Here is a 25,899-nt window from a genome sequence, read left to right on the forward strand (position 1 = left end):
ATTAACTACAAAATTACAAAATATATTATTTATTGAGGTCTGCGTATACTTTTCGTATAATACCGTCAGATAAACCTATTTTAGGTACGTGGATTTTTTTTGCATGAGACCATTTTAGCACATTGCTATAAATCTCTAACGCATAAACTACAACGTCTGCTCTGTCAGGCTTCATGTTAAATATTTGCATACGTTCTTCTGCAGTCATGGTTTGTAAAATTTGATAATGTTTTTTTACATATAAACTGCCAAGTGGTAAACCAAGTTTTACACCTGAATATTTGTAGACATGGTTAATATTTCCACCCGAACCAATTAATTCGACCTCATCATGACCAATGTTTTCTTGAATCCATTTTTTCATGTTTTCAAATGTATGCGGTTCAACTTTATTTTCTAATAATCGTACAGTTCCTACCTCAAATGATTTCGAAGTAAAAACTTTACTATCTTTTAGTAATGTTAATTCGGTACTACCACCACCAACGTCTACATATAAATATGTTTTTTGATCTTTAATAAAATCGCCTAACTCGGTATTGAAAAGCAATTCGGCTTCCATTTTACCATCAATAATTTCGATATTAATTCCAGCTTTTTTCTTTACTTTTTTGACAACTTCTTTCCCATTAATTGCTTCGCGCATTGCAGAAGTTGCATAAGCTTTATAGATTTCTACATCATAAACTTTCATCATTAATGCATACGACAACATAGCATCACAGATACGATCAATATTTTTCTCAGAGATTTCTCCATCAATAAAAACATCATGACCTAAACGAATAGGCATACGCACAATACTGGTTTTGTTAAAAATTGGTGCTTTACCTTCTTCTTCGTATACATAGTTTATCAATAAGCGCATAGCGTTAGATCCTATGTCTATTGCTCCCAGTTTTCTAATCTTCATTTTCTTCGTCGTTTAATTCTTTAAAATAGTCGTAAGTAGTGTATTGCGATCTATTTGGAGGTTCATTATTTCTTTTATATTCTAGGGCAGATTGAGCTGTAATTTGGCGTCCTTTTACATTATCATTAAAGCTAATATCAAATGTATCCATGACAATTTTGCGTAATTTATGATCGTAAATAGGACAAGCAACTTCTACACGACTATCTAAATTTCGTTCCATCAAATCAGCAGAAGAAATGTAAACTTTGTCATCTCCTGCATTTTTGAACCAATAGATTCGTGGATGTTCAAGAAATTTATCAATCACACTTACACATTCAATATTTTCGGAAAGACCTTTAACACCAGGTATCAATGAGTTAATTCCTCTGATAACCAAGCGAACTTTAACTCCTTTCTGCGAAGCCTTGTACAACAAATCAATGATTTGTTTGTCGCTTAAACTATTTAATTTGAAATTAATTTCAGCAGGTAATCCAGCTTGGTGATTTTTAATTTCTCGTTTAATCATTTTTACAATTTTACGGCGCGTTCCGTAAGGTGAAACCAATAAATGACTATAACTTTGGTTAAGATAATTGGCTCCGAAAAATTTAAAAATTTGTTCAACTTCTTTAGTAATTCCAGGATTAGTCGTAAAATAAGTATAATCTGTATATATTTTTGCGGTACCAGCATGAAAATTACCCGTACTGACAAAAACATATTTTTCGGCTAAATTACCTTCAGGCTTACGCTCGATATAGCCTATTTTTGAATGCACTTTAAGTCCCGGAACACCAAATATTACATTTACACCAGCTTCTTGTAATTTTTTTGACCACATTGCGTTGTTCGATTCATCGAAACGAGCACGAAGTTCTAAAACTGCTGTTACTTCTTTCCCATTCATTGCAGCATTAATTAACGAATGCATTATTTGAGAATCTTTTGCAACGCGATAAATAGTAATTTTAATTTTAGTTACTTTAGGATCTATCGCAGCTTCACGTAAAAATTTAAGTAATAAAGAATAATCATGATATGGTGCCATCATAATTTCTTCATTCTCTGTAAATGCCTGAAAATAACTTTTATACTTAAATGGTGTTTTAAGTATAATTGGTTTTATCTTTTCATAGGTTAAACCTGGAATATCGAAATTAGGAAAACTCATCAAATCTCGTTTATTATGATATTTACCACCAGGATTTATACTATCATATTCGTCTAAGCGTAATTTCTTTAAAAAGAATTTCAAGGTGTCAGGTGCAATTTCAGCATCGTATACTAAACGAACAGGAACTCCTTTTTTTCTTCCTTCTAGACTATGAATAAGTTTTTCTAATAAACTATGTTCTAGATCATTATCAAAATCTAATTCGCTATCACGCGTAATTTTAATTGAATGAGCTTCAATTGATTCAAAATCAAACATTTTGAAAATGTCTTTCAAATGATATCGAATAATATCTTCTAAATACATGACATATGTATTTTCGTCTCGTTTTGGTAGAACAATAAAACGCTGAAATAAGTGTGTAGGTACAATTAACAAAGCATATTGCACTTTGTCTTTTAGTTGCATTTTTACAGCCAAATAAAACGATCCATCTCGCAATGGCGGTGCTTTTTTGATATCATCTAAAATAAAAACACCAACAGTATGAATAAATTCATTGTAAAAATACTCCGAGATATATTCCAAATAGCTTTCAGGAATAGAAGTGTCATCAACTACGAATATTTTGTATAACTCAAGTTCTTTGAATAGTTGATTATGTAATTCATCGTAATGCACACGCTGCTGACGTACAATTTCATTGATTTCGTCAATCAAATCTTCGTCCGTTTGGTTGGGATCGATATTATTGTAAACTTTTTCGACATCTTTCAACTGTATAGAACGTAAAATTGTAGAATATCTTACAGAATAAAATTCGTCTAAGTTGTTAGAATAAATGCCTAAAAAACGAATACGATCAATTAGCGGAACCGTTTCATCAGAAGCTTCTTGTAAAACTCTTGCATTAAATGATAACCAGCTGATTTCTCGGTTGATATATTTTTTCATTTGATTTCTTTTGGTAAAATAATTTTTACTGTTTCTCCTTTTTTTATCTCTTTCCAATGATCAGATTTGAATTGAATCCAAATAAAACCAGATGTTGGAAGATTGTAGATCAATTCGTTTCCAAATTCATTTGCAACTTCAGTAAAAGCAGGATTGTGTCCAAAAATAAGAACATTTTGTAATTGATTATCTAATTTTTGAATCCAATTATCTAATAAAAAATGCGAAAAGGTATAAAGCTCATCTACAATTTCTATTTCATGATTTGGAAAAGCAATTTTCTGAACAATATGTGAAGTTTCTTTTGCTCTTGTTGCCTTACTTGTATAGATTTTGTCGCACTTAATATGTAAATTATTTTTCAGAAAATGTGCTACTTTTTCAGTTTTATGAATTCCATTTTCGGTAATTGAACGATATTGATCCGAAACATTTTCGTCCCAACGACTTTTTGCATGACGCATTAAAAATAGATTTTTCATACTAACTGAATTAAAAAGAAACAGTAGTTAAATTTAATCAAAATGAATTGATTTATTTAACTACTGATAAATTTTTATTGAAACGAAATAGGTAAATTCTCCTATTATAGATTAATCTAAATTGTATTAAATTGACTTTTCGTAATTCGTAAAGTCATTTTTTACCCAATCTGGCAATTCCATCGATTTTTTATCAATCATATCATACATTACCTGTGTACTTTTTCCTGTACAATGGATAATATCTTCGCCTTCGTCTGATTTGCTTGTTACAATGTATTCAAAATCAAAACTTTTTGTGCCAATTTTAGAAACACGAACACCGATGCGAGGCTCGTTTGCATTAGGACGTAATTCTTTTTGATAATCAGCCTCTATGTGCGCTATAACAAACATATGTCTTGTCCATTGCCATTTTTTGCTAGAAGCCATCATATAATAAGCGCGTCCGATCTGAAAATATTCAAAATAAAAGACATTGTTTACATGTCCAATTGGATCAAAATCACTCCAACGAGGTTCCAAGGTTTTGAAGAATTTAAATTTATCTAAGCTCATATTTTATAGTTTTTATATTGATGATTGATCCTCAGGATTTGGGTCAATAAATTCGTATTTATACAATTTTACTAACCAAAAGAAAACTGAAAATAAGATTGGTCCAAAAATAATTCCAATGAATCCGAATAAGTTAAGACCAACGATTACACCAAAAATAGTAATTAATGGATGAACATCAGCCATTTTTTTCTGTAAAACTAAACGAATAATATTATCAGAAAGTCCGACAACTACAAAACAATAAATTAATAAACCAACAGCATGTCCAGTTTCGCCTTTTGCCAATAAAAATAGGCCTAAAGGAACGTAGATTAGTGCTGCTCCAACTACAGGTAACATAGCTGCAAATATGGTTAATATAAACCAAGTAAATGCATCGTCAACACCAAAAATAAGATAACCAATGTAGGCAATTATTGCTTGTATAAAAGCTGTTAAAGGCATACCCACTGCGTTTGATATGACAAGATCTTTTAGGTCTGTATTCATCTTTTTTAGATTACTTGTTCTTAAAGGAATTGTTTTGTAGAACCAATTTTCTAATTTGTAATGATTCATCAACATAAAGTAAAGAATTAAAAAAGCAACACCTAATTGTACCGTCATATCCATTGAGGCGTTCAACGTTTTTTCAATTAATTTTCCACCAACTTGTGTTATTTTTTCGATGTTAGTCGCGCTAAAAATGTCAATATGAAACTTTGTTTGCAACATTTCTATAATTTTATTGACATCCGTTTTTATTTGTTCAGTATCGTTTAATAGAACCAAAACTTTGTTAGTCAACATTTGGATTAATAGATAAAGAGGTCCTATAATTAGGATAGCACTACCAATCATAAGCCCGATGACGCTCCCTAGTTTGTTCCATTTTTTTGTTTTTACCATCCACTGCAAAGGGTTTAGTAACAAAACGTAAAGGCATATTGCACCAAGAAAGCCAGGGAAAAAACCTAATAGATTTTTAGTGATAAGTCCAAAAACAATCAAAATAATTGCAATAAAAGCAAGTTGTAATAGGACATTATTGGAGATGTAATGTTTATGATTATTCATATTGTTTATTTAGGTTTATTAATAACGTATATTGATTGTTATGTTTGTATCAAAATCAATGCTAAAAATCGTGAATTTTATGATTTTATTTAAACTTTTTGCAAAATATTTTTTAATCAACTTTCTTTATTACTTTTAATGTTGTTAAAATTTTACACATGAGAAAAGTAATTGGCTTAGCTTTCATTTTTTTAGCAATGTTAGCGAATGCTCAGAAATCGAATGAAAAGGTTGTTTTGGTGATACACGGAGGAGCTGGAACAATCTTAAAAGAAAATATGTCTCCAGAAAAAGAGAAAGCGTATCGTTTAGTGCTACAAGAAGCATTGCAAAATGGTTATAAAGTCATCAAAAATGGAGGAGAAAGTGAAGATGCAGTTATAGAAGCAATTAAAGTAATGGAGAACTCGCCTTTGTTTAATGCAGGTAAAGGCGCTGTTTTTACACATGAAGGAAAAAATGAAATGGATGCTTCGATCATGAAAGGTAAAACAATGCAAGCCGGTGCTGTAGCTGGTGTAACAACAATCAAAAATCCTATTTTGGCAGCTAAAGCTGTGATGAATAATTCTGCTCATGTAATGATGGCTGGCAAAGGAGCAGAAGAATTTGCCATAAAACAAGGTTTAGAAATTGTAGATCCTAGTTATTTTAGAACAGAAGATCGTTGGAATTCTTTGCAAAAAGTGCTTGAAAAAGACAAAGAAAAAATGGAATTAGACCACGATACAAAGACGCAAGCCTATGTACCTTTCAATTTTGTTGATGAAAAATTTGGAACAGTTGGTGCAGTAGCTTTAGATGCAAAAGGTAATATCACAGCAGGAACATCAACTGGTGGAATGACCAATAAACGATATGGTAGAATAGGAGATTCACCAATTATTGGTGCGGGAACTTACGCGAACAACGAAGTTGGAGTTTCTTGCACAGGTTGGGGCGAATATTTTATTAAGGCAATTGCGGCTTATGATGTTGCAGCATTAATGAAATATAAACAAGTTTCTTCTCAAGAAGCTGGGAAAGAAGTCATCAAAAAGATAGGCGAAATGGGCGGAGACGGCGGAATGATTGTCTTAGATAAAAATGGTCAAGCAAGTTTCCCTTTTAATACGGCTGGAATGTATCGCGGAAGTATTACACAATCTGGTAAGATATTTATCGAAATTTATCAATAAATTTGAAATCTTTATAATTTTAAAAAAATAGAAAATAATATCATGATAAAACAAGTTTTACTTACTGCAACTATTACTTTATCAACTTTAGTGTCTGCTCAGGTAACTTCTATGATCAACGATAAAAATGTTGATCAAAGCACAAAAGTTTACGGAATGGCACCTTTAACAGATACAAATAAAACCTACGATAAATATAATTTTATATTAGAAAATCCATCTGCAATTCAGCAAGCCAAGCCATTATTAGAGTATGGTTATCAGGTAACGAATGTACAAGCGCAAGACAACGGATTGATGATTTACATAGTAAAAGATAAAAAAATTGTAGATCAATGGTTGGTAAATCCAGCATTTTACAATGTTTTTCATGATGGAGCAGCGTTTTCGTATAATGCAGATCAGTTGTCTACACTTGCAGAAAAACATCCGTTAATTTATAAGGAGGAAATTAAATCGTTTAAATCTGAAAAAGAATATCAAAAGCAACGTCAAGCGTTATTTGCAGATCCTTACAATTTGATTATTACTGAGCCAGATTTTACTTATGAAGGTTATTTTGATGTGCAATTTCCTAAGAATGAGCAATTCAAAAGCCCAGAAGCTATCGATGCATATTTACGTCCGATGATTGAGAAAGTAACAAAGAAAAAATTTGATATTAGTTATGTTTTGTCTGAGAAAAATATAATGGATCGTTCTCAATTTACAATGTCTATTGCAGGAGAAGAAAATATTTTAAAGAAACTAAAATTAGATAATTTACAAAAAGGTGATTGGAAATCATTGAATTACGAAGCAATTTTGATCAAAAAAAATAATTAAAATTAAAAGAAGGTTCTCAGAAAATGAAGAACCTTTTTTTTATCCCAAAAGAATTGTAATTTCAATCTTTTAACTACAAAAAATGAACACTAACTTTTATAAAATACTACAACATTCTAAAGAGAATCAATCCATCATTGCAATTTATAACGATGTTGGAAGCAATAATTTTTGGGCAGGTTATATTCTTGATTTCAATGACGAATTTTTTACAATGCAACATATTTCAAAATTTGGACATAAAGATGGAATCTTAATTGAACCATTTTTTACGATAAACCGAATTGATGTTGATGATTATTGTAAGTGTCTTAATTACTTGAAAGAGCATCAAGAAGAACTAAATAAAGAAAATACAATTTCTTTTACTACAACAGCTGAGGAAAATTGGATGAATCAATTTTTGAAGCAGATTGCTGATCAAACAGAATATGTTTCGAGATTACAGCTCAATAATGATAGCCGTTTTTCAGGTTTTATACGTAATTTAACAGAAGAAGATTTTGAGTTAAAATGTGTTGGAGCAGAAGGTACGGATGAAGGATCATTATACTTTAAGATTGATGATGTTTCTTCAATTAGAGTAAATGATTTGGAAGCTCGTCGCAGATTGATTTTATATAATTACAGACGTTCTATTATGAGGGGCTAAATGAAAAGTATACCTAAAATAAAGGCTTTAATTAAAAATAAATTGAATTTTGCGTGATTTGGTTTGAATTGAAATTAACAAAAATTAAACCTGTGAAGTTTATAAGTTTAATTTTTGCGCTTCTTTGGCTGTTCCAATTCAATTAAACGAGCTTCTAAATCATTCATACGATCATAAATGGTCGCTGGGTCTGGAATATTGAACGATAAATAAAGTTTAACTTCCCAGACCTCTTTTATTTCTTTAGGCGTGAAAGTCTTAGTTCCATAAATTCTGTTATCAGATTTCAAAAGGACATTTCCGTATTTGTCAATACGATTCAATGCTCTTTTTACTAAAATACCTTCATATTCAAACGATTGTATAACAAAAATGTAAACTCTACCATCTTTTATATCCTCGTTCCAATTTTCTTTCCACTCGCCTACAACATAAGATTGATTCTGTATTGTTGGCTCCATTGAGTCTCCTGCAACTTGAAACATACGAAATGTACCATTACTTATATTAGGTAAATTATAAGTAGGTAAAGTCTTTATAAATGCAGCGTCCCCGTAACCTCCAAGATAACCAGCAGCTGCTTTATTGGGTACTAAAACAACATTGTCCTTTCCTTGTTTATCTACAGTTACAACTTTTGGAGCATGAAAGTAGTTTTTTTTTGGTTCTTTTGAAAGAGTAACATTTTTTGCACTTTTCGTTTCTTCTGAAAATGTTACACTATTTGTTACACTATTGTTATGTAACAAATTTTGCACATTTCGTTTTAAAAAGTTTTTATCTCCAGTTAATAAAAATTCTCCTGAAACTAATACGCATTTTGCGTAAAGCAAATCTATATCAAACGTATTTCTACTATACCAAGAAGACAAAGTTTGTGGCTTAATTCCTAAGAATTTAGCAAACTCAGTATCTGTACTAAAGCTATACAGTTCTTTTATAGTGTTTAAAATGAATCGTTTATCAATATCTTTACTCATTTTGCGTAAATATTTACTCGTTTTGTTGTTTTATTACGCATTTTGCGTATATTTGTCCTGTTAGAACATCACAAAAGTAAGCAAAATAATTAAATATGAGCAGTATAATAAAAAATGCACGAAGTAATAAGATTTGGTATCAATTACATAAGGCGACAGGATTTAGTTCTTCTTACTGCAAAAAAGTAGTAACTGGAGATCGAGAAAAAAAATCAAAAGGAGCAAAAATGATTCTTAAAAAATTTAATGAAATAGCAGAAATACTTGAACCATGCAACAATTAAATATAGAATTAGTATTAAAAGATTTCTTCAAAGAATTAGTAAAGGAAATTAACAACGAAAAATAATCATCCTGATTGGCAAACTCCAAGGTTCGAGTCCTTGGCAGGAACAAAGTTTAAATCAAACTTATAGAAATGAATTTACTGAATAACGACATAATCATACGCAAATATAAAGACGAGGAGAGCCTTTGGGTTTCTCAACGTTTTGTAATGCAAGTTTGTCAAATATCAGAAGGACATTTTAGAAGAAATAGAACTTTATTTAAAGATTCAATTGCTAAAGGTTACAAATACGGTGATTTTTTACCTGACACAGGCAAAGCGTGGCGTTGGGCAAAAGTAAAAGGTCAATTTTATTATGATTATGATAGAATTGCAGATCGTAAACCTACACACTATAGAAGTAAATTAGGCACAAAGCATGAGCTTTTACAAGCGTATGAAGCTCTGCTAAGTGCTAATAAAAGTAATAAACAAGATTTAGTTACGAATAGTATTATAGGACAAGTAGCATTATCAGTTAATAATAATGATGTTCTTTACTATATGTACGATTCTCCTGTAACGTTCACACGTAAACAGGCAGAACAAATGGCTACAGCTAAGGCTTGGTGTATTTGGATGACTAAACAAATGGAAAATGATAATTTCAAATTACTTGGCATAACGAAAAAACAAGATTTCTTTACTATTTGTACAGAGATTTTATCGCCTTTAAATCTTGAAGGTTTCAAAATTAGTTCAGCAGAATACTTACGTAATACTGTTTTGTACAAATTTCCTAAAGAGAATATTTTAGAACAATTAAACTTCTTTATTTCGGATAAATACGGAAATCAAAATGCTTTAGTAGTTGGTAAATATCCAATATTTAGCGAAGAAACAGGCGAAATATTCCAGTTTGACATCCATCAAGCAATCATGTTTAATTTATACATGAATCCTGGTTCTGCATCAAAAGAATATTTACACTCTCTTTGGGAGGATAAATATTGCAATGACATTGTAGAATTTGGAATGCAACCTGTTGCTTATCGTACATTTTGCCACCACTTATCGCGCTTTAATAACGAAATAAAAACAGCAAGAGAACGACACGGTGTAGAACATTATAAAAAGAATGTTCAAACCTATGTAACTGCTGAAAAGCTGAAATATTCACACTCTTTATTTTGTGCCGATGGTTCAGGAACTATTAACTACTCTTATGTAGATAAAAAAGGAAAACAAAACACGATGAAATTATACGTCATCTTAATTACAGATGTTGCAAGTAAAAAAATTGTGGGTTGGGCTCCATCTATAAAAGGTTCACACAAAGAAACGCCACAAATGACAATTGAAGCTGTGAAAATGGCGATTGAAAATACAGGGCAACAAACGATGTTTGAATTCATTTCGGATAATCACGGAGCATTTACATCTGCTGAAAGTAAAAGTTTCTTGAATATGGTATTTAACCGAGTTAGAACCATAGAAGCTGGTAACTCACAAGCTAATCCAGCAGAAACGCAGTTTAGATTGTTTAAACGTAGTTTAAAAGACATACAATCTTTTATTTCTACTTCTTGGAATGCAGGAATTGAAGGTCAAGCCAATGCAGATTATATCAAAATTGATGATTTACCAAGCTATGAGGATGCTTGTATTATGATGCATAACCTTATAAAACGTTGGAATGAAACAAAATTACGAGATCAGGTGACACCAAATGAAAGATATGCGCACAGCATTCACCCAAATTGTCAACCTATTAGCGATACAGTATTAAGATACTTATTTGCAAATCGTACTGAAGTTGATTTGCGTTACATGAGAGGATTTGTAAATGTTTACAAAACAAAAGGCTACAACGAATCTAAAGTGTATCAGTTCGAAATTCCAAATTATGGTGCTGATGGTACTGAGCAAATAGCAAAAGCATTAGGTTATACAAATAATGCAAAAGTAAAAGTGATTTGGGACGAAAATGAAGCCGATTTATACACGTTGGATGGTAAATACATTATGACTTGTTTACCAGCGATGAAATCAGTTCAATCTCATGCAGAATTAACAGATGAATTTGCAAATGGTTTAGATCATCAATTAGGACGAAAAAAATCACAAACAAAAGCAATAGATGAGTTTGAAATGGCTTTAAATGATGCTTTTCAAGAGTTAGGCTATAGCCAATCAATGGCATTTGGTGGAAATAAAGAAAGTTACAACGGCTCTCAAATCGAAACAGAAACGAAAAAAATCAATAATAAACAAACTAAAACCAAACAGCGAGTTGACCGCGACTTCAACGAAAGCGAATGGTCTTAGTTAAATCTTTAATAAGTATGACAAATTTAACACAAATTCAGAGAACAACCGACATTCCACAAGCAATGCAACGCTTTTTGGACGAAAGAGGTGTAAAACAGCCTGAAATCGTAAAATTATCAGGTGTAAACAAAGCCACAGTTAATTTAATTTCTCGTGGTATTGAATTCAACGGAAATACTCGTATTTCTGATAAATACTATAAACAAATTGCGAATGCAATTGGGTTGAAGTTAGAAAAAGCCTATTGGCAACACTTTAATACGTTCAATTTTAAACAAGCAATTTTAACGTTTGAAAACGCTCGTAAAAACAAAGAACGTCGAGGTATTGATGGTAATACAGGTCTTGGAAAAACGTACGCTGCAACTGCTTTCAAAAAGAAATATCCAGCAATTGTAACCTTAGTAAAATGTGATGAAATTGCTAATACAAAAGAGTTTGTTATCTCAATTGCAGAACAATTAGAAGTACCAACTTTCGGAACAAAACACAAAATTTTGAAAGCAGTTGTTGAGAAATTAAAGTCGAAAGATGAAGCGTTTTTGATGATTGATGAGTTTGAGAACTCTAAAAAAGGAATTATCCCTGTAATCAAGTATTTGGCAGATGAATTAGAAGGTGTTGTTCCAATCGTAGTGTTGGGTATTGATGTTGAAAAAATGCTTTCTAATGCAGCTAAAAAAGAGAAACAAGGTTTCATACAGGTTAATCGTCGTTGGTCTTTCGGTTGGACATTTTTTAACCAAGATATTACAGAGGACATCGAAAATATTTGCGAATTAGTAGGTATAGAACGCAAAACAGTTGTGAACTGGTTAAAAGCTCGTGTTCGTGATTTTGGTTCATTAGAAAATATCATAACTGCTGTATTAATCGAGCACGAAAAAAGCGAGGAACCAATTACAACGGAAATGTTAAACGAATTATTTGCAAACTAATGGGAACACTTTATTTATCTAAAATGATGCTTGTTTATCGCAACGAAAACGGCAGAATAACAAAAGTTTACACAGGACAATTTGCTTTTGATATGATTGGCGAAGAGCCTGTAAATGTAGAAAAATAACAATAGAATAAAATAAGCGGGATAAAACCCGCTTTTGGTGGTAAAAAACAATAAAATAACAGTATGGAAGCATCAATAATGAACAAGCCAGCAAGTGAAATGTCAGTAGACGAATTATTGGCATTGGCAAACCAAAAGCAAGAAGCTGAATTGAAACAAGCAAAACAGCGTAAAGACGCTTATTTCGCAGATAAAAACAACTTTCTGAACGATGTTGTAGCTAAATATCAAGAAGTACAAGACATTTTGAAAAGTTTGAAAAAAGAAGCGATTACACACGCCGAAAACTTCAATCGTTTAATGTACGAAATTGAAAACAAGGCAGTAAAAGACGCTAAATCGTTCAAATTAGAAAATGAAACTGTTCGATTAATGGTTGAGGAAAAAGAATTGTTCTCATTCACAGATGAAGCAATCGTTCACATCAACTCAATTCGTGATATTTTCCGTAAAAAGTTTGAAGGAAGAAACAAAGCTTTTTACAATTTATTAGATGGTATTCTGATGAAAAATTCAAAAGGAGAATATGATCCAAAATTGTTGACAAAAGCACGCAGACAAGTGAAAGAAATCGGAGACGAAGAGTTGATTTCTGAATTTGATAAACTAACAGATTGTCAAAAAGTGGTTGGTTCTGCTAAATATATCCGAGTATATACAAAAGACGCTGAAACTAAGAAATGGAATGATATAACGCTAAATTTTTCAAGTCTATGATCGTAAATATTTTATTCGGATTGTTTGCATTAGGAATGCTGTCAATCCTTGGTGTAGTGGTTTATTTTTCTAACAAAGCAAATGACAAAATATGAGTGTTGAAATTACAAAAGTATCAAGCGAAATGTACATCGTAAATGGAAAATCAATGTTGTTGGAAAATTTTAAATGGAAACCACAAATTGAAAAACTAAATGCAAAGGAAGAAACCGCATTTAAACAGCGTTTAAACGCTGATTTGTTCAACGAAAAGAATAAAGTTCATGCCATTAACATTAACCGAAATATACGTAATTGATGACTTGACAAACGAAAAGCTAAAATTTGAATCGATGAAAGAGGTTGCAATTTTCATTAGTAAAGTGTTAAATATTGAAGTTGATATGAAAATCCTTTACCGTAACAAATCACGTAAAAATAGAGCATACAGACGTTTTTATATTACAACTAATGAAAATTTCAAACCTCGAATATTTGTATCATCAAAACTTAGAAATAGTATTAAAACTGAGTTTAAACCGAGTTTAAACGAGCGTCAAAATCAAAAATGGTTCTCTAAAAAAACAAGAATCATCAAATCCTGATCGGCAAACTCCGAGGTTCGAGTCCTCGGCAGGAACAATCAAACCAAAAACCATATAATTATGTTTAACACTTATGAATATCAAATGAATTTGAGAGACAAACGGAGTATTGTTTTGACGATTGCGACAAGAACAGGTATCAAAGATGCTGATTGTTGGATTAAGTTTAATAATTGGATGTTGAATAGTAGTGTGCTAAAAAAAGAGCTTCACAAATACAATTCAGACGAATTAGATAAGCTTATCAAACAATTCAGAGGTTTAGAAGCCAATTATCGCAAGTCAGCGAATAAAACAGGAACAAAAGCGTGGATGCACAAAAATAAGTTCCAACCATTAAGTCAGAATTAAAAAAGACTTGAGACGCAACATATCCCAAGCCCCATTGACCACGGCAAAGATATTTTAAAAAACGTCTCATACAATGGCATATAATCGCAAAAACTATTTAAAAAGAGTTCTCAAGGTTCAGAAAATAACCCTTGAGCATCGTGCCCAAGGGTTATATTTTAAAGAGATATTTCATTTACACATTGAAAGTCAATTTAATATCTGCCAAAGAACTTATGAAAATTATTTAGGCGTTAATGCTAAAAAACAGCTCCGAGAGTTTGAAGAAATTGAAAACACAAACCAAATAACGCTGTTTGAATGAGAAAAATAAAGTTAAAAGTTGATTATGACGTCCTAAGAGCGTTACTCAACATTACTATTAACGGTCTAAATGCGCCGTTCATTGACAATCAGGAAGAAAAATTTAAACAATCAGTTAAAGCTGATCTATTTGTTATGTTATCGAAAAAATCGGTGGCTTTAAATCTTAAAAATTTGACTTTAAAATACCACGAAGCGTATTTATTACATGATGAAATCGGTAAAATTTCGCACACTTTGGAAGTCTCCAATTATACAAGTCTTAAAGTGCTCAATTTCTATGCAGAATTAGATCAGTTTTTAACTCAAAATTTACAAATAAGATGAAAAATTTAATGGTAACCATTTCAGGTGGACGAAGTTCAGCAATGATGGCTCGTCATATTCAAACTTCTGAAAAGTATAAAAATTTTGAAAAGATTTTTGTTTTTTGTAACACAGGTATGGAGCGTCCAGAAACAATTGATTTCTTAAAAAAAATAGAATCAATTTGGAAAATACCTTTAATAAAAATAGAAGGTATTTATTCTCAAGAAATGGGAAAAGGCGTTGGTTATAGAATTGTCGAATGGAATGATTTAAATATGAATGCTACGCCATTTTCAGAAGCTATTAAACATAAAAACAAAGGTAAATATGAAGGTTTACCAAACTCAGAAGCACCATATTGTAGTGATATGATGAAAACTATTCCATCAAAAAAACTATGCGATGATATTTTTGGAGTAAACAATTATATTAAAGCAATTGGATTTAGGAAAGAGGATATGCCAAAAAGGATTAGTTGGGCTGAAATATTAGAAGATAAAAAACGTATTTTTCCATTAATCACAGATTTTTATGCGCCGATTTCTCAAAGAGATTTAAATAATTATTTTGACCTCCAACCATTCAAATTAGAGTTACATAGTAAGCTAGGAAATTGTGAGTTGTGTTGGAAAAAATCTGATAAAAACTTAATTGAAGCAATAAAATATGGGACAAGATTTATTGATTGGTTTAAAACTCATGAATTAATGTATCATAATACTTCATTTCGTGAACGAAAATCTATAAATGATTTAGTTCGATTATCTCAATATCCTCAAACTTTAGAGATGGATTTTGAAACTATTGAAGACAACTGTATATGTAATTTTTAATATGCAAAAAATAGATTTCACAGAAACATTAAACGAAAAGCCTTCCTATTTTATTTATAAAATTTGGGAAGGCTTTTTCCGTAATAATATTGCAAGATGCGACTATTATTACAATCAATTTTTAGACGGTTATCAGTTACAATTTGGCAAAGAATGGGATAATATGGATGAGGATAATTTATTGAGTTGTCCTAAATTTCATACAATACGTTCTAAAACAGGATTGTTGACAGAAGATTGCGAACTCGAATTAGTCATCAACAAAGGAACTCCAAAGGAATTTACTTTTTCGCCGACACTTTATGTCCATTCAATCCAGCAAATTTGGATGATAGACGAACCAGAAGGCTTTGGATTTACGGTAAATATTGACGGAATTATCCGAAATGATGCTTTAATAGAGCAATTGGCAATTAACGATGGTTTTGAAAGTTTAGAAGCCTTTAAAACCTATTTTAAACAAAAAATGATAAACGGATCATATGAGGGTTTTATTATTCATTGGACACGAATAAAATATTAGATTATGAATAACATAATGATAGACATCGAAACGCTTTCAACAGAATTTGACGCTGTAATCTTATCCATTGCAGCTGTCCGTTTTGATATAAGTACAGGAATAAAAGATGAAGATAATTTTTACACCAAAGTTGATAAACAAAGTTGTATTGATTTTAATCTAAAAATGAATCCTGAAACAGTAGATTGGTGGATGCAACAAGAAGATAAAGCACGACAAGAGTTTTTATCTACTGTAAATAGAAAAAACATTAAAGATGCTTTAAAAGATTTATCCAATTTTATTTTAGAAACGGACAAAGTTTGGAGCAATGGAGCAACCTTTGATTTGGTTATTTTACGAAGTGCTTACAAAGCTTGTAAATTGAAATTACCGTGGGAATTTTACAACGAGCGAGATGTACGTACACTTTCAGATTTAATTCCTACAATCAAAGAAAATGAACCTTTTGTAGGTACAAAACACAATCCGTTATTTGATTGTATGCACCAAATAAAATATTGCAGTAAAGTATATCAACAATTGTTATACAACAAGTAGTTTATGAAAAAAAATGTAACTTTATTAAAATTTAAATGTACTTAATATGGCAGATGTAGAGTTTAAGATTGGAAATGTTGTAGAATTAAAATCAACATTAAGTGGTTATCACCCTCAATTTGTAGTTTCCGATATTATAGGAAATGAGCTTGAAGTAGTTTGGTTTAATACTGATACTAAAGAATTTAATAAAGCTAGTTTATCTAAAGACGTTTTTAGAATAGCTTATTAAATGTAAAAACACTCATTAATTTGAGTGTTTTTTGTTTTTACGGGAAACAGTAAGAAAATTAATTAAAATAATATCTAATTTTATAAAAATTTGAAAATGAAAAAAATACTACTCATATTAATTGCCTTTTTATCAGTAAATAGTTTTGCTCAAGAAAAACCTGACTGGAATTACGATTATAACCAACCAATTAGTGCTTTTTTTCCTCAAACATTACCTGTGTTTACTGAAAAATATTTAGTTACTCAAAATACATATTATGAATTGAATTGGGTAGCAAATAATTTACGTAGATTGATTGAAAAACGTTTAAAATTAAGATTTAATAATGATGAACAAATTTTAAAAGAAAGTTCATCAACGGATGTATATAAATCATTATCTGGACGTACAATTGATAAATTATCTGTAAAATATAATATTTTTACTTATTATGGTAAATATGTAGTCAGTTCAATTGAAATTACAGGAAGTCAAGCTTCATTAATAAGTTTATTTGCTTATTTATATAATGTTGATTTACACAAATTGACATCTAAAACTTTTAGTAAAGATTTTGCACAAGATCGTGCAGTTTTGAATTTAAATGATAATAAAATTGTTATTAAAAATGATTTATTTAAAACTATATCTGATTTTAAAAATGATTTTGAAATAAGAAAAAACAAGTATAAAGTTGATAAATTAGCTTATGATTCAGAATTAGAAAAGGAAAAAAAGGAATATGAATTGGCTCTGATACAACAGAAAAAGGATTACGAAGAGTACTATAAAAATAAAATTGAAAAAAGAAAACAAGATTCAATTAGAGATATAGAAATTAAAGCATCTATGCCTAAAGAATCCGTTGGAATGTTTTTTTATAAAAAAGTAGGTTCTATCATAAAATTTACAGAAGAACCTACTGATGAAGTTTTAAAAAAGTTAATTGTAGAAAAAGCAAAACAGGATAAAAATGGAAATTTTGCAGTTTATGTTAAGACAATTACAATTAAAGATGAAAAAACTTATGAAATAAAATTGAATAAACGTTAAACGTCATAATCAATTCTTTCAACCAAATTACCTGAAAGTCGCACTTTGTCATACAAACCCTCATGGATATTTCTTTGAGGGTTTTTTCGTCCCATATACGAGCATTCGTATTCTAAAATATAGATGTCGACAATCGAATCCATTTTATTAAATCCCTCTTTTGTCAATTCTAATTTTCCTGTATGTTCGCTCTCAAAACCATCTAAAACAGTATGTACTTGGTTGATGTAATTCAAGAATTTTAAACCTAATTCTCGGTTAAGAGAAATGTTTGATGTATCTCGTAATTGCTCATAAGCCAAACGAAAAGTTACAGTAGCTGTTGGAGGTTCTGTGGTATGATCAATATCCCAATCAACGAAAAGAGAATTATCTCCAAACAAATCAAAATTATCTTCGTCCAAATCTTGACCTGCATAAATATCAATGTATTTTGGTGGCGAAACACCTTCTTTTATAAATTCATCTAAAACTGATTCAGATTCGAATTTTGCAGTTATTTTATTATAAAAATCTTTCATTTTAAATGGTGTTTAAACATTGTTTAACTATTTAGAATTTTGTCGATTTCACGTTGTGTTAAACGTTCAATTCTTCGCATTAATAAAGCAGACTCTCCTAAAAATTGACGTTGAGGATAAGTCGTATTCATTTTACGAGTGTGTGCCTTAACAGTTGTCGTCCCATTAGAAACTCGTTTTTTCAGTACACGTCCTGTACGTTCGCTTCTTGCACGTTTGGTTACTTTTCGTGTATGAGATTTAACTCGTACAGTTTTATTAATCGTACCACCGTCATTGTGTATTTGTGCATACGGGACATCTGTACCAATGGTTACAGAATTACGAGTATAACTTAGTTTACGAATAGATCGTTTTAAACGTCCTGATTTTGTCATTAACGAACCTCTGTCTTTTCGCTCTCGTTTTTTCCATGCTACACGAGAGCGGTCAACCCAGTTTTTCTGTACAAATCGTTCTTTAGAAAAGTTAACCGCTTCGATAGCTACCATGTTGGGAAACTTCTCGTAAAGTTTCCCTAAGGCTTTTAATTTTCTTAGATAATCCGACATAATTAGGCGTTTTCAGCATCAATAATCAATCGCATAAACATTTCCTTCATCCAAGCTTCAAATTGGTCTTTTGTCATTCCTTTGCCACTCTCATTTTTAATATGAACATCACCTTTGCTAAATGCATCAATTTTGATGTCTATTTTCTTCACTTGATTAGCAGAACCAGCAACTTTGTTAATATCGTCTTTTGTTTTCTTAGAACCTTTACCTAATTTTTTGCCATTTGCATCAGTAGAACCTCCCAAAGGTTTTGGTTGATATAAACTTGCTTTTTCTGCTAATGCTTTAAATCCTGCACTATTTTGTTGATCTTCGAGTATTTTTGCCAACATAGGTTTAGTTTTTCCCGTCTTTTCATCAATTGTTACAAGATTGTTATTATCTCTAATCGATTTGATTTTATTCAAAGCTGAATCTGCAATTCCTGTTGGATCAAATTCAGAAATCATTTCAAAAATCTGTTGCAATGGTTTTAAGAATGTGTCCATTAAAACAACACCTATACGTTTTAAACCTCCAATTATTCCATCAGTTTTAAAAGCATTTACAATACTATCCCAATTGTTCTTTATAGCCATAAATCCATTTACAACCCAACCAATCGGACCGAGAAATTGTAACAATGCTGCTCCCCATTCGTCATATTTGTAAATTGCTATTGCTATCAAAGCAACTAAAGCAACAATTGCAGCTATAATCAATCCAACTGGGTTAGCATACATTGCAACATTAAGTAAAGTTTGAGCTGTAGCCCAGCCTTTTGTTAATAACGTAGCTATTCCCATTACAGCATTATAAGTTCCAATACCTGTAGCCAAACCTAAAATTAATGTTGCTAAAATAGAGACATAGGGATTTCCATTTCTAATTTCAGTAAAAAACCAAATAAACGGTTGTATCATCCCTGTTGTAACATCTGCTAAAAACATTATAGATGCTGTTATATTATCCATTCCGATTGCTTGAATAAGATTAGAAAAACTATCAACTATACCTGCTTTTAATTGTCCAAGAGCTCCCTCAAATGTTTTAGTAGATTTAGCAGCCTCTACAGCAATTGGATCAGTTCCTAAATCTAACAAAGCCTTATTAAATTCGATTGCTGATATTTGACCTTCTTCCATTGCTTGCCTAAAATTACCAGTAAATGCACCATTTTTCCGTAAAGCTTCTTGTATTTTTCCACTCGCTCCTGGAATAGCATTTGCTAACTGATTCCAATCTTGAGTAACCAATTTACCCGCTCCATTGGCTTGGGTTAAAACTAATGCAACCGACTTATAGGTGTCAGCATTTCCTCCAGCAACCGCATTCAGATTTCCTGCTGCCTGTGTAAGAGCTGAATAATTTTGTACACCATTTGCAGCTAATTGTGCTGTTGTATTGGCAATTGTTTGCAGATCGTACACCGTATCATCCGCATACTTTTTTACTTCGCCACGAGCTTTTGCAATAGCAGATGAATTGAACCCACCAAATTGCATAGTTTGTTCAAACTTGGTTAATGAATCTACTGCATCAATAGCTTCGCCACTCAATTCTTTAATTCCGTTAACAGCCATCGACATAACTTCCATACCTATACCAGCACCTAAGCCAAAATTGAAACTATTGTTTAAATTTTCAATTTGTGATGTATCAATATTTGGTAATCGTAACGAGTTTAATCTTTGTTGTGCCGAATTAACTGTAGAATTAATTCTGTTTTGTGCTCTACTCAGCGCATTATTAAACAGTCTATCAGATAGTTCTAATAATATTTCTAATTTACTTCTACCTGCCATATTAATTTATTTTGTATATTTGTATCAAGAAAAGGTTAAACCCGATAGGCTCACTGCTTGCAAAGTCTTCACCGTTGGGGTTTAACCTTTTTCTTTTATTAATAATCCGCTTCTTGTAGTTTTTTCCTCTTTCATTTCAAACCATGTTTTTATTTCAAGATTTGTATTATTCATTTCACATAAAACAACAATTGTTTTATTCTTATAAAACTTAATGTATCTTAAGGTTTGATTTTTTTTGTTATTTTCTCTACTTAACCAAACTTCATCAGGTTTAGAAATTATATTTTTAATATGAGGAACTAATTGATGACGTTCTTCTTTGATATAATGTCCTTTAGTATGTCTTTTAAACACTTCTTCAGGAAGAATTAATTTTCGTTCAAAATAATCTTCAAACCCCATGAAATTTTTATTTCCTTTAGTTTTTCCTGTTACTTTGAATAATTCACTTACATTATCTTCTGTAATTGATTTGTCCAGTTTAATTGGTTTTAAATCTTTTTTAAACTTATCATAAGCTTCTAAGTGATATTTATCAAAAGACATATCATTGATTTTTTTTGACATTCCTTTTATATCAGCATAAAATTGTTCAGTTGTAAATACTTTTCTTAGATCACCTCTATTTATAGCGAATTGAGAATCCTTCCATTTACCATCTGAACGCATCATTTTTTCTACAGCTTCATTTCCTGATGTCACATGATCTGGTTTACTTGGCAATTGAATCATTTCACAACGACAACCGTAACCATTCGGTGGAAAAAGTTTCATTGCTTTTTTATCACTTAAATTAAAAACTAACCCTTCTAATTTTTGATGTTGACTTCTAACTCTTGAATCTCCAACAGTCTGATATTGTACAAAAGGAAAATCATCTATTTCTGACATAAATTTATTATATGCAGCTGCGTTTTGTCCTACCGAAATAGACAGATTATATTCAGCTAATAACCATTCTTCGTTAAATTCGGATGTTTCTTTTAAAGCTAATTTTTTGAAATCCTCAAATGACCTGATTTGCAACTTCTCTTTATCAATGAGTAAATCTGTCATTGCAGCTAAACGAGCCTCGGTTTTACTTTCAGCAAATTCAAACAAATTGAACTCCATCATTTGATACGCCAAAGTATCGGGAGTGTTCCAACCCGAAGTAACGCCGTAACCTTGTTTTAAACCTTCTACTAAATGCAAGGCTTCTTTTGCAATCAATCGCCCTTGTGTGCCTAAACTATCCTCATCGTTATAAGTTTGTTTTGCAAGCTCTTCGTTCAGTCTATCCAAAAACGAAGGTTCATCGCCATTCGCTACAGGATGAGTTCCACAACAATTATGAATAGTCGGGACGTTTCCAACTTGCAACAGTTTTACCTGTATTCTTTTGCTTGGGATTGTTGTTTTCTTCATCTTGTTGATTATTTTGATTAGTGATGATTTGGCGTTGTTTTTTACCTGTAATTGGCACATTGAAAGTTGTAGATAGCCATTCAGGGTCTACTTCATGATCTTGTAAAATTCCTTGAACGATATTCCAATATTGTTGCAAGTCGATTTCCTCTTTCGATTCTATCCATTCTAAAACATCATCGTTAGATAATTCAGAATATCCCTGTGCAATTAATAATGGAATTAACTCATCATTTACATTGAAAGATATATCACGTCTATCTGCTTGTGATATTTTGAAATCTAACGATCTTTCGTGTACTTCTGTTTGCGAACGATTCGCTGCATTTGCTGTTAATGTATTTGATCCAACAATTACAGCAGAAATCTCATTACTGTTTTGTTCAATGAATTTTGAATAAACATTGTAAGCATCGGTTCTATTGGCTTCATCAAATTTGATGGTTGTACCTTCTGGAAAAACTCCGATACTTGCTTCTGCTAATGCCAATAATTGTTCTTCAACTTTATCTAAATGCTCGTTATCACTTCGATTAGTTGTTGCAGAAACTAATGGCATTCCAAATTTTTCGCAAAACTCTGCCCATGATTGCGCAACATTTCTTTTCCAAATGATGTTCGGAATTATATTATTAATCAATCCTAAATCATCATCACCCAATTGTAAAACCCAATTTTTATGCATTGGGTCTGTGTAGTCAATAAATGTTTGAGAATTTAAATCGGGATAAATACGTTTATAATTAGTTGCTGTATTTCGTTTTGGAATTTCTCTAAATTCAATTTTATGTCCATCAAAATTCTGAAATTCGATAACTTTTGCACCTCTTACTATTGCGGTTGTGTATAAAGTCAGATAATCAAAAAACCATTTTTGTTGAAATAATTCAGTCGCTTGTTCGTTTATTTCGCCTGTTCGTTTATTTCTTATTTGATAACCTGTACTTAAAGTTGCAGAATAACGCAATTGTTCTTGTGCTTTCAATGTTGCATCAATACCTAAATCATCAATCAAATCGGCGTAAGTATTAAATCTCGGATGCTCGTGTAAACTTACAAGCATTAAAGACTGTCTCCATTTATCAATATCTTTTCGAGATATATCTTTGAATGATTTTGCAATTTGGTCGATTACACGATCAATATTTTGGTTTTTTCCACTTCTTTTTCGTGGAATAGTTGAAGCTATGTTTTTAGGCGTTTTTGACGCGTTAAATAAATTATTAAATAATTTCATCGTTAAAATTTTTAGAATAGCTTAAAAGCGAGTTTAAACACAGTTTAAACAATTATTAATACTTATGATTTTGTTGTTTGTATCTGCTCACAATACGAATGCTTGATTTAGCCTTGCCTGTATCTTCATCAACAATTTTTGGTAAATCTGCACTTGCTTCTCCTTTTGATATAGATTTTAACCATTCCAATGCATCAGCATAACGGTCTGAACGATGTTGAGGAATTTTATTAGGAGCTAAACTTGTGTACAAATGATACAAAGCACAATCAATCGTTATCATTACAATAAATGAATTTCTTTCTGTTCCTTGCGCTGAAAAGATTTTTACAGTATCATAAAAACCATTGATGTAATTTTTGATTTGATCAATCGCCATTTGTTCTGCACCAGCTAATTTTGTATCAGAATAATTTTCAACTAATATTCCTTTGATTTCTTTGCGAATTAAAACGCTGTAATCATCTTCATTAATAAAACTCATTTTAAAATTTGTTTTTTTTGCGTTGGTTTATCTTTTTTCTTGAAACAGTACGAGCCTTGAATTTTTCAATAAATGATGCTTTATTAACTTCTGCCATTCCTGATTGTAAAAAATCGGGTCCGTCATCATTTGCTGTACTACCTTTTTCGAATGCGTACAATTGATCTTCCATTGTAGCGTAATCGTTGGACTCTTTAAATTCTTCGTTAAAGAATACATTTAGTCTTTCGAAGAAACCAGCCATCGATTCGATACGGTCATATTTATTAATCTTTGATTTCTTATCAGCAACTACAGGAATGTAGTAACCTCGTTCCTCTCCAACTAAGTCAAAATCGTTAACAAACTCATCCATTGCGAAAAGTCCTTCAATCAAATATTTGATGTTGTATTTTGAAAGATTATGTTTCTCATATAAATCATAAAGCCATTCTGCAACTGCTTTACGAGTAGATTGTCTAAGAAAACAGAATATTAAATGATACTCTTTGTCTTTTCGCCCAATTAATCCCATTCCTTTGTAATCTCCTGCGTCTTTGTAGGATAAATCGCCATAAAAACAAAGCGCATCATACTGATCGAACCGTAAACGTTTTTTGTATTGGATAAATTCAGGTTTAAAAATTTCACCATCTTGTATATGTTTGTGCATATACTCACGCATAAATGAGCGGTACGGTGTATTATCATACTTTTGTCGCCAATATTCTGCTGATGTTTTTTCTTTCCAATTCGGTTCAAATGTTACTAATGATTTTACAGCTGCAACTGTTAATATAAAATGTTTAACCTTTCGACCAGCTTGTTTTGCTTTTTCGTTGATACGGTTAAATTCTTGTTTAAGCTGGTTGATAATTGTGTTTTTGTGGAAATTGTTATTTGCTACAACAAAGCGTTTTCTTTTCGCACCTTCATCAAAAGTACCTTGTAAATCTTCCCAAACCCACTCATAAGCTCTACGAGATAATTTCTCGTTGTTACATAGTTTCTTCGTGTCAACATCATCAACCACAATATAATCTGGACGTTGTGCACCTTCACGAAGTCCACGAACCGACTGACGAAAACCACGAGAAACAAAACGAACACCGTCAATGGTAGAAAAATCTCCCTCAGCCCAATCTCCATACTTAAAGCGTTTACCGTAATCATTGATTAATCTTGGATTATGCTGTAATTGAGCTTGAATATCTGAAATCAGTTTTTTTGCCTTATCAACGGTTTCACCAATCAATAACATGAAAAACAAATCCTTTTTCACTAAATACAAATACAAAGGAATTCCCATATCCAAATGCACGGATTTAGCACCTGATCGATAGATTTCACCTAATAATGAGCCTTCAGGATTATCAATAATTAACTTGGCTAACTTCTTATGAAACCAAGCACATTTTGATTTAGCATACATTTGAAAATGATATTCAAACCAAGCGACATAATCCTTTTCAAGTTCATTGATTCGTTTGATTTTTTCTTTTGGCGTTTCATTGATGTTGACAGTTGCCGATTGCTCAATTTTCCGACAATGTTCCTCATACTGTTTAAGTATTTTTTCAAAACTTTTTGTCATTATTCCTCTTGATTAATTCGGTATTGTAAAAAGCGTTTATGCCATTCTGTAAATTCAATTGCTAAGCGTGGTTCTTGGTCTGCCATCCAATTATCAAACTCTTTGAAAACCGAAAAAATGACTTGTACAGAGGTACGAGATGAAAGGGTTTCAATTACTTTACTAACTTTTGCCAAAGCATCTGCGTCAATAGTAGAGTTTTCTCCACTTGCAATACTTTTTAGCTCTTTCATCAAGACTTCTTTAATCTTATGAGGAGCTGCTAAAAATTCATTTCGTTTATTATCCCAGTTCCCTTCTTTGCGCCAACGTGAAAGCGTTTGTTCAGAAACTCCAACCAATGGAGATATTTCTTTTGCAGTTAGTCCATCTTCTATAAATAGTTTTTCTGCAAGCTCTTTTTTTGCTTTGTTATTGATATTTCCACCTCCTTTAATTACCTCCATTTTATTGGCTTTTATTAACAAAATTCTTTGATAATCAAGTGATAATCTAATAAACCCTAAAGCCTTGCCGAAGATTTAGGAAAGACCCGAAAACC

At 31.4% G+C, this 25,899-nt stretch carries 32 protein-coding genes; 18 read left to right on the forward strand and 14 right to left on the reverse strand.

All coding sequences use genetic code 11. The features are described 5' to 3' along the window. Nucleotides 1-25: 25 nt before the first annotated feature. The 5 genes from QHG34_RS03435 to QHG34_RS03455 all read right to left on the reverse strand — a co-directional run bounded on the left by QHG34_RS03435 (nucleotide 26) and on the right by QHG34_RS03455 (nucleotide 5,068). The gene (locus QHG34_RS03435) at nucleotides 26-913 is read right to left on the reverse strand and encodes a Ppx/GppA phosphatase family protein (protein WP_282628769.1); all 888 of its coding nucleotides are present in this window, start codon (nucleotides 911-913) and stop codon (nucleotides 26-28) included. After that, nucleotides 903-2,969, reverse strand: coding sequence for a polyphosphate kinase 1 (gene ppk1 / locus QHG34_RS03440; RefSeq protein ID WP_282628770.1), 2,067 nt, complete (start codon nucleotides 2,967-2,969; stop codon nucleotides 903-905). Before ppk1 ends, QHG34_RS03435 begins: the two co-directional genes overlap by 11 nt. Beyond that, complete coding sequence (gene sixA, locus QHG34_RS03445) at nucleotides 2,966-3,451, reverse strand: phosphohistidine phosphatase SixA (protein ID WP_282628771.1); 486 nt, start codon at nucleotides 3,449-3,451, stop codon at nucleotides 2,966-2,968. Before sixA ends, ppk1 begins: the two co-directional genes overlap by 4 nt. A 126-nt stretch (nucleotides 3,452-3,577) precedes the next feature. After that, entirely contained in the window at nucleotides 3,578-4,009 is a 432-nt protein-coding gene (locus QHG34_RS03450; RefSeq protein ID WP_282628772.1) for an acyl-CoA thioesterase, read from the reverse strand. Between the two features lie 12 nt (nucleotides 4,010-4,021). Further along, the gene (locus QHG34_RS03455; protein ID WP_282628773.1) at nucleotides 4,022-5,068 is read right to left on the reverse strand and encodes an AI-2E family transporter; all 1,047 of its coding nucleotides are present in this window, start codon (nucleotides 5,066-5,068) and stop codon (nucleotides 4,022-4,024) included. Between the two features lie 158 nt (nucleotides 5,069-5,226). Here QHG34_RS03455 and QHG34_RS03460 point away from each other — a divergent pair, with 158 nt between their 5' ends. The 3 genes from QHG34_RS03460 (at nucleotide 5,227) to QHG34_RS03470 (ending at nucleotide 7,723) form a co-directional block, all read left to right on the forward strand. Further along, a complete protein-coding gene (locus tag QHG34_RS03460) occupies nucleotides 5,227-6,246 on the forward strand; it encodes an isoaspartyl peptidase/L-asparaginase family protein (RefSeq protein WP_282628774.1) in 1,020 nt (339 codons plus the stop codon). 42 nt (nucleotides 6,247-6,288) lie between these two features. After that, on the forward strand, nucleotides 6,289-7,071 hold the full coding sequence (locus QHG34_RS03465; protein ID WP_282628775.1) for a hypothetical protein: 783 nt from the start codon (nucleotides 6,289-6,291) through the stop codon (nucleotides 7,069-7,071). Between the two features lie 82 nt (nucleotides 7,072-7,153). Continuing rightward, the gene (locus QHG34_RS03470) at nucleotides 7,154-7,723 is read left to right on the forward strand and encodes a hypothetical protein (RefSeq protein ID WP_282628776.1); all 570 of its coding nucleotides are present in this window, start codon (nucleotides 7,154-7,156) and stop codon (nucleotides 7,721-7,723) included. A 107-nt stretch (nucleotides 7,724-7,830) separates the two neighbouring features. On the opposite strand, the gene QHG34_RS03475 is transcribed toward QHG34_RS03470, so the two are convergent. Further along, entirely contained in the window at nucleotides 7,831-8,703 is an 873-nt protein-coding gene (locus QHG34_RS03475; RefSeq protein WP_282628778.1) for a LexA family transcriptional regulator, read from the reverse strand. 95 nt (nucleotides 8,704-8,798) lie between these two features. Between QHG34_RS03475 and QHG34_RS03480 the strand changes: the two genes are divergently transcribed. From QHG34_RS03480 to QHG34_RS03550, 15 genes are all read left to right on the forward strand, one after another. Continuing rightward, a complete protein-coding gene (locus QHG34_RS03480; protein WP_282628779.1) occupies nucleotides 8,799-8,987 on the forward strand; it encodes a hypothetical protein in 189 nt (62 codons plus the stop codon). A gap of 134 nt (nucleotides 8,988-9,121) precedes the next feature. Next, complete coding sequence (locus QHG34_RS03485; RefSeq protein ID WP_282628780.1) at nucleotides 9,122-11,299, forward strand: hypothetical protein; 2,178 nt, start codon at nucleotides 9,122-9,124, stop codon at nucleotides 11,297-11,299. A gap of 17 nt (nucleotides 11,300-11,316) precedes the next feature. Next, nucleotides 11,317-12,240, forward strand: coding sequence for an AAA family ATPase (locus QHG34_RS03490; protein WP_282628781.1), 924 nt, complete (start codon nucleotides 11,317-11,319; stop codon nucleotides 12,238-12,240). After that, nucleotides 12,240-12,368, forward strand: a complete 129-nt coding sequence (locus QHG34_RS03495; RefSeq protein WP_282628782.1) for a hypothetical protein — start codon at nucleotides 12,240-12,242, stop codon at nucleotides 12,366-12,368. The genes QHG34_RS03490 and QHG34_RS03495 overlap by 1 nt, the downstream gene beginning before the upstream one ends. 63 nt (nucleotides 12,369-12,431) lie before the next feature. After that, a complete protein-coding gene (locus QHG34_RS03500; protein WP_282628783.1) occupies nucleotides 12,432-13,085 on the forward strand; it encodes a DUF3164 family protein in 654 nt (217 codons plus the stop codon). A gap of 91 nt (nucleotides 13,086-13,176) precedes the next feature. Beyond that, the gene (locus QHG34_RS03505; RefSeq protein WP_282628784.1) at nucleotides 13,177-13,383 is read left to right on the forward strand and encodes a hypothetical protein; all 207 of its coding nucleotides are present in this window, start codon (nucleotides 13,177-13,179) and stop codon (nucleotides 13,381-13,383) included. Next, nucleotides 13,349-13,669: a hypothetical protein gene (locus QHG34_RS03510; RefSeq protein WP_282628785.1), complete on the forward strand. Its 321-nt coding sequence runs from the start codon at nucleotides 13,349-13,351 to the stop codon at nucleotides 13,667-13,669. Before QHG34_RS03505 ends, QHG34_RS03510 begins: the two co-directional genes overlap by 35 nt. Before the next feature lie 60 nt (nucleotides 13,670-13,729). Beyond that, entirely contained in the window at nucleotides 13,730-14,020 is a 291-nt protein-coding gene (locus QHG34_RS03515; protein ID WP_282628786.1) for a hypothetical protein, read from the forward strand. Nucleotides 14,021-14,093: 73 nt separating this feature from the next. Next, nucleotides 14,094-14,324 carry a hypothetical protein gene (locus QHG34_RS03520; protein WP_282628787.1) on the forward strand — a complete coding sequence of 77 codons (231 nt, stop codon included), beginning with the start codon at nucleotides 14,094-14,096 and terminating at the stop codon, nucleotides 14,322-14,324. After that, nucleotides 14,321-14,650, forward strand: coding sequence for a hypothetical protein (locus tag QHG34_RS03525; protein WP_282628788.1), 330 nt, complete (start codon nucleotides 14,321-14,323; stop codon nucleotides 14,648-14,650). The genes QHG34_RS03520 and QHG34_RS03525 overlap by 4 nt, the downstream gene beginning before the upstream one ends. Next, nucleotides 14,647-15,465: an adenine nucleotide alpha hydrolase family protein gene (locus QHG34_RS03530; RefSeq protein ID WP_282628789.1), complete on the forward strand. Its 819-nt coding sequence runs from the start codon at nucleotides 14,647-14,649 to the stop codon at nucleotides 15,463-15,465. The genes QHG34_RS03525 and QHG34_RS03530 overlap by 4 nt, the downstream gene beginning before the upstream one ends. 1 nt (nucleotide 15,466) lies before the next feature. Next, entirely contained in the window at nucleotides 15,467-15,988 is a 522-nt protein-coding gene (locus QHG34_RS03535) for a hypothetical protein (protein ID WP_282628790.1), read from the forward strand. Nucleotides 15,989-15,991: 3 nt separating this feature from the next. Then, nucleotides 15,992-16,528: a 3'-5' exonuclease gene (locus tag QHG34_RS03540; RefSeq protein WP_282628791.1), complete on the forward strand. Its 537-nt coding sequence runs from the start codon at nucleotides 15,992-15,994 to the stop codon at nucleotides 16,526-16,528. A gap of 46 nt (nucleotides 16,529-16,574) precedes the next feature. Then, a complete protein-coding gene (locus QHG34_RS03545; RefSeq protein WP_282628792.1) occupies nucleotides 16,575-16,760 on the forward strand; it encodes a hypothetical protein in 186 nt (61 codons plus the stop codon). A gap of 96 nt (nucleotides 16,761-16,856) precedes the next feature. Further along, complete coding sequence (locus QHG34_RS03550; RefSeq protein WP_282628793.1) at nucleotides 16,857-17,795, forward strand: hypothetical protein; 939 nt, start codon at nucleotides 16,857-16,859, stop codon at nucleotides 17,793-17,795. On the opposite strand, the gene QHG34_RS03555 is transcribed toward QHG34_RS03550, so the two are convergent. From QHG34_RS03555 to QHG34_RS03590, 8 genes are all read right to left on the reverse strand, one after another. Continuing rightward, nucleotides 17,792-18,316, reverse strand: coding sequence for a hypothetical protein (locus tag QHG34_RS03555; protein ID WP_282628794.1), 525 nt, complete (start codon nucleotides 18,314-18,316; stop codon nucleotides 17,792-17,794). The two genes, QHG34_RS03550 and QHG34_RS03555, sit on opposite strands and share 4 nt — an antisense overlap. Before the next feature lie 23 nt (nucleotides 18,317-18,339). Continuing rightward, nucleotides 18,340-18,867 (reverse strand): phage virion morphogenesis protein, encoded by a 528-nt coding sequence (locus QHG34_RS03560; RefSeq protein ID WP_280063195.1) that lies wholly within the window; start codon nucleotides 18,865-18,867, stop codon nucleotides 18,340-18,342. Nucleotides 18,868-18,869: 2 nt separating this feature from the next. Continuing rightward, entirely contained in the window at nucleotides 18,870-20,654 is a 1,785-nt protein-coding gene (locus tag QHG34_RS03565; protein ID WP_282628796.1) for a tape measure protein, read from the reverse strand. Between the two features lie 81 nt (nucleotides 20,655-20,735). Then, a complete protein-coding gene (locus QHG34_RS03570; RefSeq protein ID WP_280063197.1) occupies nucleotides 20,736-22,064 on the reverse strand; it encodes a PBECR2 nuclease fold domain-containing protein in 1,329 nt (442 codons plus the stop codon). Beyond that, the gene (locus QHG34_RS03575) at nucleotides 21,988-23,301 is read right to left on the reverse strand and encodes a phage portal protein family protein (protein WP_280063198.1); all 1,314 of its coding nucleotides are present in this window, start codon (nucleotides 23,299-23,301) and stop codon (nucleotides 21,988-21,990) included. The genes QHG34_RS03570 and QHG34_RS03575 overlap by 77 nt, the downstream gene beginning before the upstream one ends. Nucleotides 23,302-23,356: 55 nt before the next feature. Next, on the reverse strand, nucleotides 23,357-23,785 hold the full coding sequence (locus tag QHG34_RS03580; RefSeq protein WP_280063200.1) for a phage protein Gp36 family protein: 429 nt from the start codon (nucleotides 23,783-23,785) through the stop codon (nucleotides 23,357-23,359). 1 nt (nucleotide 23,786) lies between these two features. After that, a complete protein-coding gene (locus tag QHG34_RS03585; RefSeq protein ID WP_280063201.1) occupies nucleotides 23,787-25,358 on the reverse strand; it encodes a hypothetical protein in 1,572 nt (523 codons plus the stop codon). Continuing rightward, on the reverse strand, nucleotides 25,358-25,804 hold the full coding sequence (locus QHG34_RS03590; RefSeq protein ID WP_280063202.1) for a phage terminase small subunit-related protein: 447 nt from the start codon (nucleotides 25,802-25,804) through the stop codon (nucleotides 25,358-25,360). The genes QHG34_RS03585 and QHG34_RS03590 overlap by 1 nt, the downstream gene beginning before the upstream one ends. Nucleotides 25,805-25,899: the final 95 nt, after the last annotated feature.

It is taken from the genome of Empedobacter sedimenti (genome assembly GCF_030005555.1).
GTDB lineage: Bacteria > Bacteroidota > Bacteroidia > Flavobacteriales > Weeksellaceae > Empedobacter > Empedobacter sedimenti.

Bases quoted from the DNA above. Each gene is read 5' to 3' on its own strand.
- ppk1 (WP_282628770.1), bottom strand. From the start codon at position 2,969: ATGAAAAAATATATCAACCGAGAAATCAGCTGGTTATCATTTAATGCA.
- QHG34_RS03490 (WP_282628781.1), top strand. From the start codon at position 11,317: ATGACAAATTTAACACAAATTCAGAGAACAACCGACATTCCACAAGCA.
- QHG34_RS03580 (WP_280063200.1), bottom strand. From the start codon at position 23,785: ATGAGTTTTATTAATGAAGATGATTACAGCGTTTTAATTCGCAAAGAA.
- QHG34_RS03435 (WP_282628769.1), bottom strand. From the start codon at position 913: ATGAAGATTAGAAAACTGGGAGCAATAGACATAGGATCTAACGCTATG.
- QHG34_RS03575 (WP_280063198.1), bottom strand. From the start codon at position 23,301: ATGAAATTATTTAATAATTTATTTAACGCGTCAAAAACGCCTAAAAAC.
- QHG34_RS03495 (WP_282628782.1), top strand. From the start codon at position 12,240: ATGGGAACACTTTATTTATCTAAAATGATGCTTGTTTATCGCAACGAA.
- QHG34_RS03565 (WP_282628796.1), bottom strand. From the start codon at position 20,654: ATGGCAGGTAGAAGTAAATTAGAAATATTATTAGAACTATCTGATAGA.
- QHG34_RS03540 (WP_282628791.1), top strand. From the start codon at position 15,992: ATGAATAACATAATGATAGACATCGAAACGCTTTCAACAGAATTTGAC.
- QHG34_RS03515 (WP_282628786.1), top strand. From the start codon at position 13,730: ATGTTTAACACTTATGAATATCAAATGAATTTGAGAGACAAACGGAGT.
- QHG34_RS03545 (WP_282628792.1), top strand. From the start codon at position 16,575: ATGGCAGATGTAGAGTTTAAGATTGGAAATGTTGTAGAATTAAAATCA.
- QHG34_RS03550 (WP_282628793.1), top strand. From the start codon at position 16,857: ATGAAAAAAATACTACTCATATTAATTGCCTTTTTATCAGTAAATAGT.
- QHG34_RS03555 (WP_282628794.1), bottom strand. From the start codon at position 18,316: ATGAAAGATTTTTATAATAAAATAACTGCAAAATTCGAATCTGAATCA.
- QHG34_RS03485 (WP_282628780.1), top strand. From the start codon at position 9,122: ATGAATTTACTGAATAACGACATAATCATACGCAAATATAAAGACGAG.
- QHG34_RS03520 (WP_282628787.1), top strand. From the start codon at position 14,094: ATGGCATATAATCGCAAAAACTATTTAAAAAGAGTTCTCAAGGTTCAG.
- QHG34_RS03470 (WP_282628776.1), top strand. From the start codon at position 7,154: ATGAACACTAACTTTTATAAAATACTACAACATTCTAAAGAGAATCAA.
- QHG34_RS03475 (WP_282628778.1), bottom strand. From the start codon at position 8,703: ATGAGTAAAGATATTGATAAACGATTCATTTTAAACACTATAAAAGAA.
- QHG34_RS03460 (WP_282628774.1), top strand. From the start codon at position 5,227: ATGAGAAAAGTAATTGGCTTAGCTTTCATTTTTTTAGCAATGTTAGCG.
- QHG34_RS03535 (WP_282628790.1), top strand. From the start codon at position 15,467: ATGCAAAAAATAGATTTCACAGAAACATTAAACGAAAAGCCTTCCTAT.
- QHG34_RS03570 (WP_280063197.1), bottom strand. From the start codon at position 22,064: ATGAAGAAAACAACAATCCCAAGCAAAAGAATACAGGTAAAACTGTTG.
- QHG34_RS03525 (WP_282628788.1), top strand. From the start codon at position 14,321: ATGAGAAAAATAAAGTTAAAAGTTGATTATGACGTCCTAAGAGCGTTA.
- QHG34_RS03590 (WP_280063202.1), bottom strand. From the start codon at position 25,804: ATGGAGGTAATTAAAGGAGGTGGAAATATCAATAACAAAGCAAAAAAA.
- QHG34_RS03530 (WP_282628789.1), top strand. From the start codon at position 14,647: ATGAAAAATTTAATGGTAACCATTTCAGGTGGACGAAGTTCAGCAATG.
- QHG34_RS03465 (WP_282628775.1), top strand. From the start codon at position 6,289: ATGATAAAACAAGTTTTACTTACTGCAACTATTACTTTATCAACTTTA.
- QHG34_RS03560 (WP_280063195.1), bottom strand. From the start codon at position 18,867: ATGTCGGATTATCTAAGAAAATTAAAAGCCTTAGGGAAACTTTACGAG.
- QHG34_RS03450 (WP_282628772.1), bottom strand. From the start codon at position 4,009: ATGAGCTTAGATAAATTTAAATTCTTCAAAACCTTGGAACCTCGTTGG.
- sixA (WP_282628771.1), bottom strand. From the start codon at position 3,451: ATGAAAAATCTATTTTTAATGCGTCATGCAAAAAGTCGTTGGGACGAA.
- QHG34_RS03480 (WP_282628779.1), top strand. From the start codon at position 8,799: ATGAGCAGTATAATAAAAAATGCACGAAGTAATAAGATTTGGTATCAA.
- QHG34_RS03505 (WP_282628784.1), top strand. From the start codon at position 13,177: ATGAGTGTTGAAATTACAAAAGTATCAAGCGAAATGTACATCGTAAAT.
- QHG34_RS03500 (WP_282628783.1), top strand. From the start codon at position 12,432: ATGGAAGCATCAATAATGAACAAGCCAGCAAGTGAAATGTCAGTAGAC.
- QHG34_RS03455 (WP_282628773.1), bottom strand. From the start codon at position 5,068: ATGAATAATCATAAACATTACATCTCCAATAATGTCCTATTACAACTT.
- QHG34_RS03510 (WP_282628785.1), top strand. From the start codon at position 13,349: ATGCCATTAACATTAACCGAAATATACGTAATTGATGACTTGACAAAC.
- QHG34_RS03585 (WP_280063201.1), bottom strand. From the start codon at position 25,358: ATGACAAAAAGTTTTGAAAAAATACTTAAACAGTATGAGGAACATTGT.